The 15018-nt window shown below is 75.5% G+C and carries 16 protein-coding genes; 7 read left to right on the top strand and 9 right to left on the bottom strand.

Annotated elements, in window-relative coordinates; translation table 11 throughout:
- The first annotated feature begins 118 nt into the window (after positions 1–118).
- Complete coding sequence (locus ACFVQ3_RS03845) at positions 119–556, top strand: cyclic nucleotide-binding/CBS domain-containing protein (protein WP_387635289.1); 438 nt, start codon at positions 119–121, stop codon at positions 554–556.
- Positions 557–694: 138 nt separating this feature from the next.
- Positions 695–1459, top strand: coding sequence for a GAF and ANTAR domain-containing protein (locus ACFVQ3_RS03840; RefSeq protein WP_387635286.1), 765 nt, complete (start codon positions 695–697; stop codon positions 1457–1459).
- Between the two features lie 75 nt (positions 1460–1534).
- Here the strand turns inward: ACFVQ3_RS03840 and ACFVQ3_RS03835 are convergent, their stop codons facing one another.
- Complete coding sequence (locus ACFVQ3_RS03835; RefSeq protein ID WP_387635283.1) at positions 1535–2263, bottom strand: PAS and ANTAR domain-containing protein; 729 nt, start codon at positions 2261–2263, stop codon at positions 1535–1537.
- Between the two features lie 127 nt (positions 2264–2390).
- On the opposite strand from ACFVQ3_RS03835, the gene ACFVQ3_RS03830 reads away from it, so the two are divergent.
- Positions 2391–2591, top strand: coding sequence for a hypothetical protein (locus ACFVQ3_RS03830; protein WP_387635281.1), 201 nt, complete (start codon positions 2391–2393; stop codon positions 2589–2591).
- Between the two features lie 3 nt (positions 2592–2594).
- Here ACFVQ3_RS03830 and ACFVQ3_RS03825 read toward each other — a convergent pair whose 3' ends face one another.
- The 3 genes from ACFVQ3_RS03825 to ACFVQ3_RS03815 form a co-directional block, all read right to left on the bottom strand.
- The gene (locus tag ACFVQ3_RS03825) at positions 2595–3056 is read right to left on the bottom strand and encodes an HNH endonuclease (RefSeq protein WP_387635278.1); all 462 of its coding nucleotides are present in this window, start codon (positions 3054–3056) and stop codon (positions 2595–2597) included.
- Positions 3057–3503: 447 nt separating this feature from the next.
- Entirely contained in the window at positions 3504–4172 is a 669-nt protein-coding gene (locus ACFVQ3_RS03820; RefSeq protein WP_387635276.1) for a GAP family protein, read from the bottom strand.
- A 164-nt stretch (positions 4173–4336) separates the two neighbouring features.
- Positions 4337–6121, bottom strand: a complete 1785-nt coding sequence (locus tag ACFVQ3_RS03815) for a SulP family inorganic anion transporter (protein WP_387635273.1) — start codon at positions 6119–6121, stop codon at positions 4337–4339.
- A gap of 206 nt (positions 6122–6327) precedes the next feature.
- Between ACFVQ3_RS03815 and ACFVQ3_RS03810 the strand changes: the two genes are divergently transcribed.
- The gene (locus ACFVQ3_RS03810) at positions 6328–6702 is read left to right on the top strand and encodes an Ada metal-binding domain-containing protein (protein WP_387635270.1); all 375 of its coding nucleotides are present in this window, start codon (positions 6328–6330) and stop codon (positions 6700–6702) included.
- Positions 6703–6819: 117 nt separating this feature from the next.
- Complete coding sequence (locus tag ACFVQ3_RS03805; protein ID WP_387635268.1) at positions 6820–7905, top strand: CAP domain-containing protein; 1086 nt, start codon at positions 6820–6822, stop codon at positions 7903–7905.
- Positions 7906–7924: 19 nt separating this feature from the next.
- Here the strand turns inward: ACFVQ3_RS03805 and mgtE are convergent, their stop codons facing one another.
- The 5 genes from mgtE to ACFVQ3_RS03780 form a co-directional block, all read right to left on the bottom strand.
- Positions 7925–9253 (bottom strand): magnesium transporter, encoded by a 1329-nt coding sequence (mgtE, locus tag ACFVQ3_RS03800; RefSeq protein ID WP_387635265.1) that lies wholly within the window; start codon positions 9251–9253, stop codon positions 7925–7927.
- 194 nt (positions 9254–9447) lie between these two features.
- Positions 9448–10008 (bottom strand): dihydrofolate reductase family protein, encoded by a 561-nt coding sequence (locus tag ACFVQ3_RS03795; protein WP_387635262.1) that lies wholly within the window; start codon positions 10006–10008, stop codon positions 9448–9450.
- A 36-nt stretch (positions 10009–10044) separates the two neighbouring features.
- Entirely contained in the window at positions 10045–10269 is a 225-nt protein-coding gene (locus ACFVQ3_RS03790) for a hypothetical protein (RefSeq protein WP_387635260.1), read from the bottom strand.
- Positions 10270–10331: 62 nt separating this feature from the next.
- The gene (gene hrpB, locus ACFVQ3_RS03785) at positions 10332–12800 is read right to left on the bottom strand and encodes an ATP-dependent helicase HrpB (RefSeq protein WP_387635257.1); all 2469 of its coding nucleotides are present in this window, start codon (positions 12798–12800) and stop codon (positions 10332–10334) included.
- A 148-nt stretch (positions 12801–12948) separates the two neighbouring features.
- Positions 12949–13356, bottom strand: a complete 408-nt coding sequence (locus ACFVQ3_RS03780; RefSeq protein WP_387635255.1) for a hypothetical protein — start codon at positions 13354–13356, stop codon at positions 12949–12951.
- A gap of 168 nt (positions 13357–13524) precedes the next feature.
- Here ACFVQ3_RS03780 and ACFVQ3_RS03775 point away from each other — a divergent pair, with 168 nt between their 5' ends.
- Positions 13525–13902, top strand: a complete 378-nt coding sequence (locus ACFVQ3_RS03775) for a hypothetical protein (protein ID WP_387635253.1) — start codon at positions 13525–13527, stop codon at positions 13900–13902.
- A 97-nt stretch (positions 13903–13999) separates the two neighbouring features.
- On the top strand, positions 14000–14995 hold the full coding sequence (gene yidC, locus ACFVQ3_RS03770) for a membrane protein insertase YidC (RefSeq protein WP_387635250.1): 996 nt from the start codon (positions 14000–14002) through the stop codon (positions 14993–14995).
- Positions 14996–15018: the final 23 nt, after the last annotated feature.

The following is a 15018-nucleotide window of genomic DNA, read 5'->3' as shown; positions in this document are numbered from 1 at the left end:
AAGGGCCTGTGAGCGGCGCGCCCCGGCCGGGCCCGGCCGGTCCCGCCCCGTGCGGGGCTAGGGTGAGAACCGGGCCGGGGAGCGACCGACGTCCTTGGCAAGGATCCCGGAGGCGACGATGCCGACGACCATCGCACAGCTGATGTCCACGGCGTTCTGCACGGTCGAGCGCACCGCGACCGTCGCGCAGGCCGCACGCACCATGATCGACGACGACTCCGGCGACGCGGTCGTGCTCGACGACGGCGACGTGATCGGCATCCTCACGGACCGCAGCATCGTGCGGGCGCTGGCCGCCGACGCCTCGCCCGACCATCCCGTGGGCGACCTGTGCACCGAGGACCTCGTGGTCCTCAGCCCCCAGGACCCGGCCCGGGAGGCCGTGCGGATCATGGAACGCCACGCCCTGCTGCGGCTGCCCGTCATGGTCGGGCCGGACCTGGTGGGCATCGTCCGGCTCTCGGACCTCGTCACCGCGGTCGAGCGCGGGCAGGTCACGGTCGGCGCCCGCGACACGGTCGACGCCCGCGACACCGGGGGCCTGCAGGACGCGTGAGCCGGCCCTGCCCGCCCGTCGGGCACCTGCACGGGGACCGTCGTCGACGGACCGCGTAGCGTTGTCCTCGACAGGTGGCGGAACGGCGCGGACGTGCGCCGTCGACCGTCCACCCCCGAGCACGAACGGGAACGCACGATGACGCAGGATCTGCAGCAGACGAAGGACGACGCTCTCGACGTCCCCACGAGCGCCGAGTACGGCACGGGGGCGACCCCCGCCACGGCCATCGAGTCCTCGATCGCGTCGGCCGCGCGGACGCTCGCCGAGGAGCCCAGCCTCCAGGAGACGCTCGACCGTACGGTGGAGCTCGCGGTCGCGATGGTCGACGGGTGCGACGCCGCCGGGATCTCGCTCGTGACCCGCAAGGGGCGCATCGAGACCCCGGCGGCGTCGCACGAGCTCGCCCGACGCGGGGACGAGCTCCAGTACGAGCTGAACGAGGGGCCGTGCCTCGACGCGATCCGGGAGACCGACCTGGTGCGCACCAACGACCTCGCTGCCGAGCCGCGGTGGCAGCGGTGGGCCGACCTGGTGCACGAGGAGCTCGGGGTCCGCTCGATGCTGTGCGTGCAGCTCTTCACGAGCGAGACCTCGCACGGCGCCCTGAACCTGTACTCGCGCTCCACGGGCGCGTTCCCCGCCACCGCGCTGTCGATCGTCTCGACGTTCGCGGCGGTCGCCGCCGCGGCCCTGACCGCCGCGCGCACCGAGGAGCAGCTCACGAGCGCCGTGCAGACCCGCACCGTGATCGGTCAGGCCCAGGGCATCCTCATGGAGCGCTACCAGCTCTCCGCGCAGCGCGCGTTCTCCGTGCTCAGCCGCGTCTCGCAGGACTCGAACGTCAAGCTGTACGACCTCGCCCGCGAGGTCGTCGAGACGCGCCGGTTCCCGACGGCGTGACCCACCCGGCGCGGCGGGCCACCGGTCGGTGCGCCCGCCGCGGGCCGGCCGACGGGGACTCGGGCGCCCGGGGACTCAGCCGGTGACGGCTCCCTTGCGCCGGAACAGCTGCGCCCCACCCGGTCGGCTCACGCTGCCGGGCTCGAGCGCCGCCAGGCACGCGTCGACGCGGTCCTTGGCGCGACCGCCCAGCCCGCCGCCCGCCGCGATCGCGTCGATCAGCTCGCGTGCCACGTCGGGCAGGCGGCGGCTGCTCTCGCTCGCGTGCACCACCAGGAGGTCGAGCGCGCCGTCGGGGTCCAGGCCGTGCGAGGCCATGATGACGCCCTTGGCCTGGTCGACGACGGCACGGTCCTGGAGACCGACCGCGACCTGGCGGGTGACCTCTCGGCGCAGCGCGTCCTCGTGCGCCGCGGACGTGTCGATCATCATGCCGATCACCTCGACCACGGCGCCCGACGCGTCGCGGCGGGCCTGGCCCGTGACCGTGACGGTCTTGGTCCGGCCGCGCGCGTCCACGATGCGGTGGCTGGTGCTGAAGGGGCGTCCCGTGGTGCGCAGCAGCGCGAGGTCGCGCAGGACCGTGTCGCGGTCGTCGGGGTGCTTGTGCTGGGCGAGCAGGCCCGCGCTCGGGGTGACGGAGTCGGGGGCCAGACCGTGCAGCAGGTAGATCTCCTCGGACCACCACCACTCACCGGTGCGCAGGTCGACACGGTACTGGCCCGTGGGATGGGCTCGCCCGAGGCTCAACGCCTCGGCGAGCGGGTCGCGGCGACGCCTGCGAGGGGACGGGTCGGTGGGCATGATGGCTCGCTCTCAGCACGTGCGTGTCGAGGGGCCGCTTCCTGACTCCTAGGAGCCCCACCCTAGTCCGCCCCGCGCACCGGACCAACCCTCGCCCGTGGGACGAGACGCGTGGGATCCTGGAGCCGTGTCCGACCTGACGTCCCGTCGCATCCCGCCCGGCCCGATCCTCGACGCGCTGCGCACGCACCGGTACCTGCCCGACTGGGCCCTGGACGTGCCACGGCTCGCGCTCGAGCACGCCCTGGTCCTCGCCGACGGCGACCCGCACCGGCTGGTCCTGGACGACGACGGGACCATCAGGGTCGAGAACGCCCCGCAGCCCTGAGGCTCAGCGCTTGCCGTACGGGTAGACGTCGGCGAGCACGGGCTCGAACGGCCGCGAGCGCAGTGTCATGCCCGCTTCCTGGGGAGTCCGGCCGGCCTTGGCGCTGTTGCACGGCTCGCACGCCGCCACGGCGTTGAGCCAGGTCGTGGTCCCGCCCTGGCACCGGGGCACCACGTGGTCCATGGTCGTCGCCGGAGCCCCGCAGTAGCCGCAACGGTTCCTGTCACGGCGCATCAGCGCGGCACGTGAGTACGGCACGCGGCCCGTGCGCTCGTAGACCCAGCGGGAGTGGACATAACGGACGAGCTCGACCGAGACGGGGCGCTGGTAGGGGCCGAAGGTCTCCCCCTCGACGGCCTCGCGCACGGCCGCGACCCGGCGGTGCAGCATCCGGATCGCGTGCCCGAGCGAGACGCGGCCCAGGACCTGCCCGCCGCCCAGGTTGTAGATGACGACCTCGCTCATCGACCGACTCCCTGTCTGCGACCCGCGGAACCGAGATCCTCGGCGCCGCGGGCCACCCACGTCGTCTGCGGAGAGGGCGGGAATCGAACCCGCCCCACGAGGCGCTGGTGCGCCCCGTCGCCGACCTTGGCACATGCCTCTCCAGGGGTGCCGCCCGACTGCAGTCCGGGCGACTTGGGACCTCCACGCACACCACGGGTCCCCGTCGTGGCCAGGTTCATGTGCCTGGCTCGCCGCGCTACCACTGTGGCGCGGTCTCGTGTGCGTCAGCTCGTGCGGGCCGCCGGAGCGGCACCTCATGAGAACGGGTCAGGAGCGGACTCCGTGCGGGCTGCCCCGACCGGCGACCGGCCTCCTGACCGGACGTGCACCACAGTAGCGGCCCGCCCCCGGGCCAGGGCAAGGGTTTTTCGGGGAGATCGCGCGCGGGTCGCGCGGACGTCCACCTCACAGCGCCGTGATCCCGTCGCCGACCATCTTGGTCCCGAGCACCAGGAGGAGCACGGCCATGATGACGGCGTTGTTCTGGATCATCCAGGCCTTGAGCCCGTCGAGGAGCGTCGCGGCCCGGGACCCCATGGCCAGGTAGATCACGACGGGGGCCGCGACGCCGAGGCTCGCCACGACGACGAACACCGCGAGGGCCCCGAGCTGCTCGGACGTCTGGGACGTCGCGGCAGCGATGGCCGCGGCGCCCGAGACGACGAGCAGCAGGTTCTTCGGGTTGACCGCCCCGAGCAGGACCGCGAGGCCGAACGCCTTGACGGGGGTGAACGCGTCGATCGCGCTCATCCACCCCGGCGTCCGCGGGCTCACGCCCTCGCGCGGTCGCCCCCGCCACTGGCTGACCGCGAGGAGCAGCAGCAGGACGCCCAGGACGATCTTGACGACGCTCGCCCAGGCGGGCGGCCCGGACGCGTCGGGCGTGGCCGCACCCGCCACGAGCAGCACGACCGACCCGAGCGCCGCGATCCCCACGACCCACCCCAGGAGGAACGAGAAGCCGTTGGCCTTCGCCTTCCTGCTGACGAGCATCAGCACGACCGCCACGATGGGCATCGGGCTGACGAGGACTCCCACAGCGATGGGCAGGGACTGACCGACGGCTGGACCCACGGCACTTCCTCTCGTCGTGCGCCGCCGCTCTCGCGGCACCGCGCCCCGGTCTCGCGAGGGCTCACGGGACAGGTCACCCCGACCGTAGTGCCGTGCCCTGCCGACCGCGCGCGAAGGGCTGCGGGCCGCCGGGGGCGAGCGGCGCCGTCGGGCGTGCGGCGGCCTCAGGCGGGCGGCGTGGTCGCCGGGGCCTCGCCCGCGGTCCCCGCCGCGGCCGGCAGGAGGGCGCTCAGCGCGGTGTCCACGTCGGGGTAGGTAGGCGGCAGCTCGTCCGGCCCGACGGCGCCGCGCAGCACGTCGCGCACCTGGCCCACGTCCCGGGCCAGGGCCAGGCGGGCACCGACCCGGTCGAGGTCGCGGGCCAGGGTCACGAGCATCTCGGCGGCCTCGACGTCCACGAACGGCACGGTCTCGGCGTCGAGGACCACGACGCGCGGTGAGGCGTCCGCGGCCAGGCGGCGCACGGCCGCGCGCACGGTGTCCGCGTTGGCGAAGAACAGGCCCGACTCGACGCGCACCACGAGCGCCCCCTCGACGCTGGTGCCCCCGTCCTTGCCCGTCGCGACGCGCCGCGCACGGTCGACCCACACGCCGTGCGAGTTGCGCACGAGCACGGCCACGTGGGGGCGCGAGGCGCGGCCGAGGAGCAGGAACAGCGAGAGCACGATCCCGAGCACGAGGCCGGGCAGCGTGTCGAACACCAGGACGCCGACCATGGCCGCGAGCGCCGCCCAGAAGTCGTGCCGGGCCGCTCCCCCGTACAGGGCCTTGGTGCGCGGGGTCGCGAGGCGGTACAGGCGGCGCAGGGCCTTGACGTCGACGAGCTCGATCACGGCCGCGATGACGACGGCCGCGAGCGTGGCCTCGGGCAGGGACTCGAACACGGGCGTGAGGAACAGCAGGGTCAGGATCGTCAGGACGGCCGCGACCAGGCCCGAGACCTGGCTCTTGGCGCCCGCGCCGCCGTTGACCGCGGTCTTGGACAGGCTGCCGTTGACGACCATGCCGGACGCGAGGCCCGAACCGAGGTTCGCGGCGCCCATGCCGACGAGCTCCCGGTTGGCGTCGATGTCGTACCCCTCGCGCGAGGCGTACGTCTTGGCGGCCCCGAGGGCTTCGGCGAAGCCCACGAGCATGACGCCCGCAGCCGGGCCGATCAGGTCGGTGTAGGTGTTCCAGTCGACGCCCGTGGGCAGCCCGAGCGCGGGGAGCCCGGCCTGGATGGGGCCGACGATGTCGACGCCGTCGTCGTCGAGCCCGAGCAGCAGGACGAGCGCGATCCCGATCCCGACCACGACGAGCGAGCCGGGCACCTTGGGGAGCCAGCGCCTGATCGCGAGGACCGCCGCGAGGGACCCCAGGCCGAGCACGACGGTCAGGGGGTGGGCCGTGCCGAGCTCGGTGACGATGGCCCAGAGCTTCTCGAAGAAGTTCCCCTCGCCCTTGTCGACGCCCAGCAGGGCGGGCACCTGCCCGATGACGATCGTGAGCGCGAGGCCCACGATGAAGCCCTTGAGCACGGGCTCGGAGATGAACGAGGCCAGGAACCCGAGGCGCGCGATGCCCGCGACGAGGCACAGGACGCCGGTGACGAGCGCGACGGCCGTGGTCAGCGCGACGAACGCCGCGTCGTCGCCGGGCCGGAAGGCCGCGACCACGCTCGCGGACAGGGCCGCGGTCGCGGACATGGGCCCCACGATCAGGTGGCGCGAGCTGCCGAACGCCGCGTACAGGATCAGCGAGGGCACCGCGGCGTACAGGCCCACGACGGGTGAGACGCCCGCGATGGTCGCGTACGCGAGCGACTCGGGCACGAGGACCGCCCACACGGTCAGCCCCGCGATCACGTCGCCCCGCAGCCAGGCCCCGCGGTAGCCCTGCAGGGACGCGAACACGAACCACGGTCGCTGCGTCGTGGTCGCCGTGGTCGCCCTGGTGCTCGTCGGCATGTGCCCGCCTCTCGCCCGTGGGCGCCGAGCGCGCCTCACGGGCGAACGTATCCGCGCAGGACGCGGTCGGCATCAGGAAGCCCGCCCTGCCCGACGGCGCCGCTCCCCCCTCGCACGCCGTCCCACGTCGCGCGCCGCCTCACGTCTCGCGGGGCGCGGGCGTCTACGAGGTGAGCGCACCCGACCCCGACCCCAGGAGCACCCTCGTGACCACGACGCCACGCACCCCGACGACCACCGTCCCGGTCTCGGAGGAACCCACGGCCGGTCCGCCCTCGCGGCTCTACCGCCTGCTCGGGCCCGACCGCGCCCCGACCCTCAGCCCTGTCCCCGGGACCCTCGGCGGCCACCGACGCTCCCGGATCTACGGCCGGCTCGATTGTCCGGGCGCGGCACGGGCGATCGCTCGTGGGGGCTACGTGACCCATCGGGTGTTCTTCGCCGACGAGGAGACCGCGATCGCCGCGGGGTACCGCCCGTGCGCCGTGTGCCTGCGGGAGAGGTACCCGTGCGCCGTGTGCCTGCGGGAGAGGTACCTGCGGTGGAAGACGTCCCAGGTGGCCTCTGCCGCAGCGGGCTGAGCACCGCACCGGAGACCGTCGAGGCGCCGTCCGCGCGCACGAACGGCCGGGTGACGGCACAGTGGACCCGACCCGTCCTTGCCCGACCACCCGGGAGGTCCCGTGCGCGCTCGACGGTTGACCACGCTCCTCGTCGCGCTCACGACCGTCGTGCTGACGGTGCCGGTGGGCCTGGGCACGAGCGCCCCGGCCCGCGCCTCGGGGGCCGGGGACGTGGCGGGGCTCGTGAACGGCGCGCGGACCTCCGCCGGTCTCGCACCCCTGGCGCACGACCCCGGGCTCGCGGGCGTCGCCCAGGCGTGGGCCGAGCGGATGGCCGCGAACGGCTCGATGAGCCACAACCCGTCGGCCGGCGCCCAGATCCCGGGCGGGTGGTCGTCGTGGGGCGAGAACGTCGCCTGGTCGAGCGACCCGTCTCCGTCCGGGCTCCACGCGAGCCTCATGGGGTCCTCGGGGCACCGGGCCAACATCCTGTCCTCGGCGTTCACGTCGATCGGCGTCGGGTACGCGACCGACGCCGCCGGGGGTGCGTACGTCGCCGAGGTGTTCGCGGCCTACCCCGGCGCCGCTGCGTCGGCGCCCGCACCGCAGCAGGCACCCCCGCAGGCCGCTCCCGGCCGGTCCGAGCGCTCGTCGGCGGCGCCCGGGGCCGCGAGCGGACCGGGCACGGCGGGCAGCACGGCGCGACGTCCTCCCGTGGGCCTCGTGCCCGGTGCGTCGGGCGCCGAGGTCCAGGCCCTCCAGGAACGCCTGCGCCTCCACGGCCAGGACCTCGCTGCCGACGGCGCGTACGGTCCCGCGACCGCCGCCGCGGTCGTCTCGTTCCAGGGCGCACGGGGTCTGGCCCCGGACGGCGTCGTGGGCCCGGCGACCACGGCAGCGCTCGCCCTCGAGCCGCCGCCCGCCCCGGTTCCCGCACCCGCACCTCCCGACGACACCGGCACGGGGTCGCCGGCGACCGACCAGGACGAGGACGCGACCGACACCCTGGCCGCGGTCGCGCGGGAGACGGGAGCGACGCCGTCGGGCAGCCAGACCCCCTCCGGGAGCCCGATCCCGCCGGGCGAGGACGCGACGCCCCCGGTCCCGGCCTACGGCTGGGTGGTCGCCGCCCTCGCGGTCCTGGCCGCGATGTCCCTGAGCGTCGTCGGAGCGCGCCGCCGCTCCGCGCAGGTCCGCGGGGCCCGGCCCCCGCAGGACTGAGCGACGGCCCGAGGGCTGGTCAGATGCCCAGGACGACCTTCGCGACCGAGAAGTAGATGACCAGCCCCAGGGTGTCGACGAACGTCGAGATGAAGGGAGCCGCGACGATCGCCGGGTCGATGCCCACGCGGCGCGCCAGGATCGGGATGCTCGACCCGACGGTCGTCGCGAGCAGGCACACGCCCACGACCGTGATCGCGAGCACCTGAGCGATCGACACGCCCGCGACCCACGCCGCCGGACCGAAGCCGACCGCGGCCAGCACCGTCCCGAGCAGGAGACCCGTGAGCATCTCGCGCCCCACCACGCGCAGCAGGTCGCCACGACGGATGTCCCCCACCGCCAGGGCGCGGACCACGGTCGTCGCGGCCTGGGACCCCGCGTTCCCGCCCGTGCCGATGAGCAGCGGGATGAACAGGGCGAGCGCCACGACCGCGTCGAGCTCGGCCTCGAAGTAGCTCTGCACCCCGACCGTGAGGCTCGCCGCGACGATCAGCAGCAGGAGCCAGACCACGCGCGCACGCACCAGCCCCAGGACCGAGACGGTCAGGTACGGGCGACGCAGCGGCTCCGAGCCGCCGACGCGGGCCGAGTCCTCGTCGTCCTCGGCCTCGAGGATGCGCATCGCGTCGTCGACCGTGAGCACGCCCAGGAGGCGGTGCTCGTGGTCGACCACGGGCACCGCGACGTACCCGCCGTCGCGCACGACGTTGGCCGCGTGCTCCTGGTCGTCGGTCGCCTCGACCGTCACGGCCGGGGACATGACGTCCTCGACCAGGGTGTCCGGGTCGCTCACGAGCAGCCGGCGCAGCGACACGACGCCCTCGACGACCCGTCCGGCACCGAGCACCGGCACGGTGTAGATCGTCTCGACGTCGTCGCCCGCCCGGCGCAGCGCGTCGAGCGCCCCCGCGACGCTCGTCCCGCGCCGCACCGAGGCCACCCGGGGCGACATGCGCCGGCCCGCGCTGTCCTCGGGGTAGCCGAGCAGCGCGGTCGTCTGTGCGCGCTCGTCGGGCCCCAGGCCGCCCAGGAGACGGGCCGCGACGCCCGCGGGCAGCTCGTCGAGGAGCGATGCCCGGTCGTCGGGGTCGAGCGCCGCGAAGATCTCCGCGGTCGCCTCGGACCGCAGCGCCTCGACGAGCTCGGCCTGGATCGCCGGGTCGAGGTCCTCGAAGACCTCGACCGCACGCCCCTTGGGCAGCAGGCGGAACGCGACCGCGCGCCGCTGGTCGCCCAGGCGCCCGAGCTCGTCGACGACCTCCTGGGTGTCCATGCTCACGATGCGGTGCTGCAGGTCCTCCAGGTCGTGGGGTCGCTCGGTCCGGGGCTCGGAGTGTGCGCGCATGGCCCCACCTTCTCAGGGCGGCCGACGCGCGGCCCGGCGGGGACGGCGCGACGTGACGAGGGCCACGACGGGGGGCCGGCCTGCGTGGTGCCGGCGTGGTGCCGGGAGGGCACGGTGCACGCCTCGGGCGCGCGGGCCACGGGCGCGCGCACCCCGGCCTCACGGGCCTCAGGCGCGCCGGCCGACCCAGGGGCTCAGCGCGCGACGCGGTACCTCGTGTACACGACCCCGCCCGTGAAGCGCCGCTCGTCGACCAGCTCGAGGTCGAGCCGGACGCCCGCGGGGTAGAAGGACGTCCCGCCGCCCACGAGCACGGGGTGCACGAAGACGCGCAGCTCGTCGACGATCCCCGCCGCGAGCGCCTGCGCCGCGAGGGTCGGCCCACCGATGCCGACCTCACGCTCGGCGCCGTCGACCAGGGCGCGAGCAGCGACCGGGTCGAACGACCGCTCGACGCGGGTCCGCGCCACGCCCGGGTCGTCGAGCGTGGTCGAGTACACGACCTTGTCCACGTCGCGCCAGATGCGCGCGTAGTCGCGGATCGCGGGTGACTCGTCGTCGAGCATGGCGGGGTCGTCCCAGACGCGCATGACCTCGTAGACGCGGCGTCCCAGGAGGAAGGTCCCGACGGGACGTTCGAGGTCGTCCACGAACGCGTGCACCTCCTCGTCGGGGGCGCTCCACGCGAACGAGCCCGAGGCGTCCGCGACGTAGCCGTCGAGGGACATGATGCCGGTGCAGGTCAGCAGTGCCACGGTGCGCTCCTGGGGAGTCGGCGGGGTCAGCGAGGGTCAGCGGGGCTGGGCCACGCCGGACGAGCCGTGGCCCGGCGGGCCGTGGTGCCGGGAACGCAGGTAGCGCGTCAGCCCGACCACTCCCCACATCACGGCCAGCACGAACAGCAGGAACGGCAGGACGGGTGCGCCGGTCGCGATCAGCACGGCCGCGAGGGCGAACGCGCCGAGCGCGAGCCAGAGCACGTTGCCGACGGGTCTGGGTCCGCTGGGACTGGACATGGTCCCCTCCTCGGGCAGGCGCGTTCTCAGCCTACTCCGGGCGGGTCGACCCGGGGTCGGGATCAGGCCGTGGGGTCCTCTGGCCAGTCGTGCTTGGGGTAGCGGCGTCGCAGCTCGGCGCGCACCTGCGCGTACCCGGTGCCCCAGAACGACTCGAGGTCCGCGGTGATCGCGGCGGGGCGCCTGGCCGGGGACAGCAGGTGCAGCAGCACGGGCACGCGGCCGTCGGCGACGCGGGGCGTGGCACGCCACCCGAACGCGTCCTGGACCTTGACGGCGAGCACGGGCTGGTCGCCCGTGTAGTCGAGGCGGGCGCTGCGGCCCCCGGGCAGGTCGACGCGCACGGGTGCGAGCTCGTCGAGCCTGCCCGCGGCGGGCCACGGCAGCAGGCGCCGCAGGGCGCTGGTCACGTCGAGGCGCTGGAGGTCGGCGGCCTTGCGGACCTTGGCGAGGTCGGGGCCGAGCCACGTGTCGAGCCACGTGAGGAGGGCCTCGTCGGACACGTCGGGCCACGGGTCGCCCAGGGCGCGGTGCAGGAACGCGAGGCGGTGCCGCAGCTCGCGTGCGGGCTCGCGCCAGGGCAGGACGTCGAGGCCCTCGCGCTCGAGCCCGGTCCGCAGCGCTGCGACGACCTGGGCCGCGGGCGGGTCGGTGACCTTCTGCGAGGCGATCTCGATCGCGCCGAGCCGCGTCGTGCGCCGCGCCTGGATGCGCCCGTCCGTCCACGTGACGGTCTCGTCCTCGCGCAGGGCCGCGGACGCGGCCTCGTACGCGAGGTCCTCGTCGACGGGCGCGGCCGACCGGATCGTCGCGTCGCGCCTGCCCGCGCCGCGGTCGGCGTCCGCGACGGCGAGCCAGTCGTAGCCGGCGAGCGGGGAGCCCGGTGGCAGCGCGGCTCCCGTGCCCGACGTCATGAGGTACGTGGACCCGTTCGGGCGCCTGCGCGCGACGCGGTCGGGGTGCGCGAGCGCGACGACGAGCCCGACCGCGAGGTCCAGGCTCAGGTCCTCCCGACGGCCCCGTCCTGGCGCGCCGACGAGCCCCTGGAGGCGCTCGGCCTGCGTGCGCCAGGCCCCGCTCGCCGGCCCACCCCGCCGGGCGTCCCGCAGGGCCGCGACGAGGTCCGCCCCGGGCGCGCGCACGTCGTCGGACAGGAGGGCGACCACCTCGGCGGCGAGCCGCGGCCCGACGACGTCGCTCGCGTCCAGGAGGGCGCGCGCCAGCCGGGGGTCGGCCGGGACGCGCGCGATCTCGCGACCCCGGGGCGTGACCGTCCCGTCCGGGTGGACCGCTCCGAGCGACTCGAGCGTCGCGCGCGCGACAGCCATCGCGGCCGCGGGCGGGGCGTCGAGGAGCGCGAGGCCCGACCCGTCCGGGCTCCCCCAGCACGCGAGCTCGAGCGCGAACGCGACGAGGTCGGCGGTGAGGATCTCGGGCGTCGGGTGCGCGACGAGCTGGGCGTGCTCGCCCGGCGACCAGCAGCGGTACACGGCCCCCGGGCCCTCACGCCCCGCACGCCCGGCGCGCTGCTCGGCCGCGGCGCGGCTCACGCGGACCGTCACGAGACCCGCGAGGCCGCGCCGGTGGTCGGTGCGCGGCTCGCGGGACAGGCCGGCGTCGACGACCACCCGCACCCCGGGCACCGTGAGCGAGGACTCGGCGACGGCCGTGGAGACCACGACCCGACAGCGCGGCCCGGGCGTCAGCGCCAGGTCCTGCTCGCGCGCGGGCAGCCGCCCGTGCAGAGGACGGACGTCGGCGTCCACGCCGGCCAGGCGGCGCGCGACGCCGTCGACCTCGCCCGCGCCGGGCACGAAGACCAGCACGTCGCCGGACTGCTCGGCCAGTGCGCGGCGCACGGTCGCCGCGACGTGGTCGAGGAACGCGCGCGGCACGCCGCGCTCGTCGAGCCGCGGACCAGGCGACGGCGCCCACACCTCCTCGACTGGGAAGAGGCTGCCGTCCGCGACCACGACCGGCGCCGGCGTCCCGTCCCCCAGGAGGCTCGCGGTGCGCCCGGCCTCGATCGTCGCGGACATCGCGACGAGGGCCAGGTCGGGGCGCAGCGTCGCCCGCACGTCGACGAGCAGCGCGAGGGTCAGGTCGGCGTCGAGGTGACGCTCGTGGACCTCGTCGAGCACGACGACGCCCACGCCCGCCAGCTCCGGGTCGCGCTGGAGGCGGCGCAGCAGGACACCGGTCGTGACCACCTCGATGCGAGTCTCGGGCCCCGTGCGGGACTCGCCGCGCACCGAGAAGCCCACCGTGCGCCCGACGGGCTCGCCGAGCAGGTGCGCGAGCCGGCGTGCGGCGGCCCGGGCCGCGATCCTGCGCGGCTGGGTCACGATCACGCGCCCGGGCAGTGCGGCTGCGAGCGCCGGCGGGACGAGGGTCGTCTTGCCCGTGCCGGGAGGGGCCTGGAGCACCGCGACGCCCCGGTCCTGGACGGCGCCCGTGAGGTCGGCCAGGTGGTGGCGGACCGGGAGATCGGGCGGGGAGGCGAGCAGGCGGGCGATCGGGTCCGGGTCCACGCGGCCATTGTCCCCCGCGTCTCGACCGAGGTGGCTCCCTACCGGGCCCTCGGCTCTCACCCGGTCGTGGGTGCGGGCGCCTCGGGCCTGGTCCCGCGCCCGGTCGGTCCGGGCGCGAGACCGGGGCGCCGAGTCGTCTGCGGATCCTCTACACGCGACGATCCGTCGCCGGGGAGTCGACCGCAGAGGCTCGCAGGGCTGCCAGCCGACGTCCGACGAGATCCGGGTCCTGGGCGTCGACCGAGGCCGCGACGAGCGAGCCCGCGATCTGGAAGGCGGCCCGGGCCGCTCGTGCTCCCTGGGCAGGCCGGGTGAGCGGCAGGGCGGGCCGGCGCGACCCCGTGGCGAGGTCGTCGACCAGGACCCGGGCCGAGAGCGCGCCGAGGACCCCCTGGACGGAGCCGGGAGGAACGCGGGCCCAGGCCTCACGGAAGCTCTCCTGCCCCTGGGTGGCGGCCTCGACGAGGTCGAGCGCCACGAGGTCGGCCATGGTGCGCCGCACGCTCAGCCCCGGCGCAGCCGTTCGTCCGGGTGGTGTGGCGGGAGCGGTGGGCATGCATCCATGCTGGGTGCGGCGTGCCCGGCGGCGGATCTGCCGGGCGTCCGGCGACGGGTACGACTTTGGTGGGTGTCCGACCCGGGACCATGCTCCTTCCGAGACCGCCGCGCGCCCGGGCGCTAGTCTGGGCGCACGAGGAACCTGACGATGCGGGAGGTGGGGAACGTGCGGGCAGGCCATGTCGTGCGGGGCGCCCCCTCGCTGCGCGAGCGCTACGACCGGCTCACCTCCACGTCCTCGGCCCGGGCCGTGGCCATGGTGCCGCTCCTGCTGGTGCTGGCGCTCGCCGTCGGGCAGTCGTTCGGCTCGTCCTCCCTGGGCGGCGTGCTCTCCCTGCTCGGTGCCGCGACGCTCGCGGCCACCGCCGGGGCGCTCGGCGTCGCGCTCGCGTGCGTCGCGGTCGCGGTCCTGCTGCTGCTCGCGGTGCCCGTGAGCCCCGAACCCGTGCCCCTGCCTGCCCCGGCACGCCAGCACAGCCCCACGACACCCGGGCGGCCCCAGCCGCGAGCGCCGGGAGCGAGCCCGCTCCCGCGCACCGCCTGAACCTTCAGCACTCCTCGAGCCGTCGCCGGCCCGGGGCGCTGCCGGTACCTGCGCGGGAGCCCTACGCTCCCCTCCCCTCCGTCCGCAGGAGTCCGCCGTGCCCGTCGTCGATGCCCTCACCCGTGCCCTGTCCGCGCTCGTCCACCCGATCCAGCTCGTGGTCGCCTGGATCCTCGTCCATCTCCACTCCGCGCTGACCACGCTCGGTCTCGACCCCGCCGGAGGCGCTGCGTGGAGCCTCGCGATCGTCGGCCTGGTCGTGATCGTCAAGGTCCTGCTCGTGCCGCTCGTCGTCGTGCAGGTCAGGGGCATGCGTGCGATGCGGCTGGCCTCGCCCGAGATCCGCCGGATCCAGGAGAGGTACCGGGGCAAGAGCGACCCGGCGAGCCGGGACGCCGCCCGCCGCGAGCAGCAGGAGCTCATGGCTCGCACGGGCGCCAACCCGCTCGCGGGCTGCCTTCCGGTGCTCGTGCAGGCACCGATCCTCTTCGCGCTGTACTCGGTGCTCTCGGGGATCGGTCGTCAGGTGCCCGTCGGGGCGCTCACCGGCGACCTGGTCCGCGAGGCCGACGCCGCGACGCTCCTCGGCGCCCCCTTGTCCGGGACCCTGACCGGGGCGTTCACGGGCGGCGGCGCGGCGGGTGGCCTGGCCGGGGTCCTGGTGCCCGCCGTGCTGATCGTCCTGATGTACGCCGCGCAGGTCCTGACTCAGCGCCTGAGCGCACGCGCCAACCCGGTCGACCCCACGAGCCCGCTGGCACGGCAGCAGGGCACGTTCGCGTTCGTGCTGCCCGCGGTCTCCGCGGTCGTGGCCGTGGGCTTCCCGGTGGGCGTGGTCCTCTACTGGGCGACGTCGTCGCTGTGGGGGCTCGGTCAGCAGCTCGTCGTCGGACGTCTCGTGCCGCCGGTCCCCAGCGCGCCGTCGGCTCCGGCCGCCCCGCGGTCGGCCACCCCGTCCGCTCCGGCCACCCCGTCCGCGCGTGCCGCGCGCGGAGCCGCGGCGGGCCCCGCGACCGGGGACGTGCGTCCACGGCGACCGGGCGGCCAGCGTCCTCAGCCGAGGCGCACCAGGTCGCGCGGCCGCCGCACGTGACCGGGCCGCGCGCGACGGCGGGT

The organism is Oerskovia sp. NPDC057915, assembly GCF_042887685.1.
Lineage (GTDB): Bacteria > Actinomycetota > Actinomycetes > Actinomycetales > Cellulomonadaceae > Oerskovia.
Note: the sequence above shows the minus strand (reverse complement) of the source record. Positions and strands in the feature narration are given on the sequence as shown.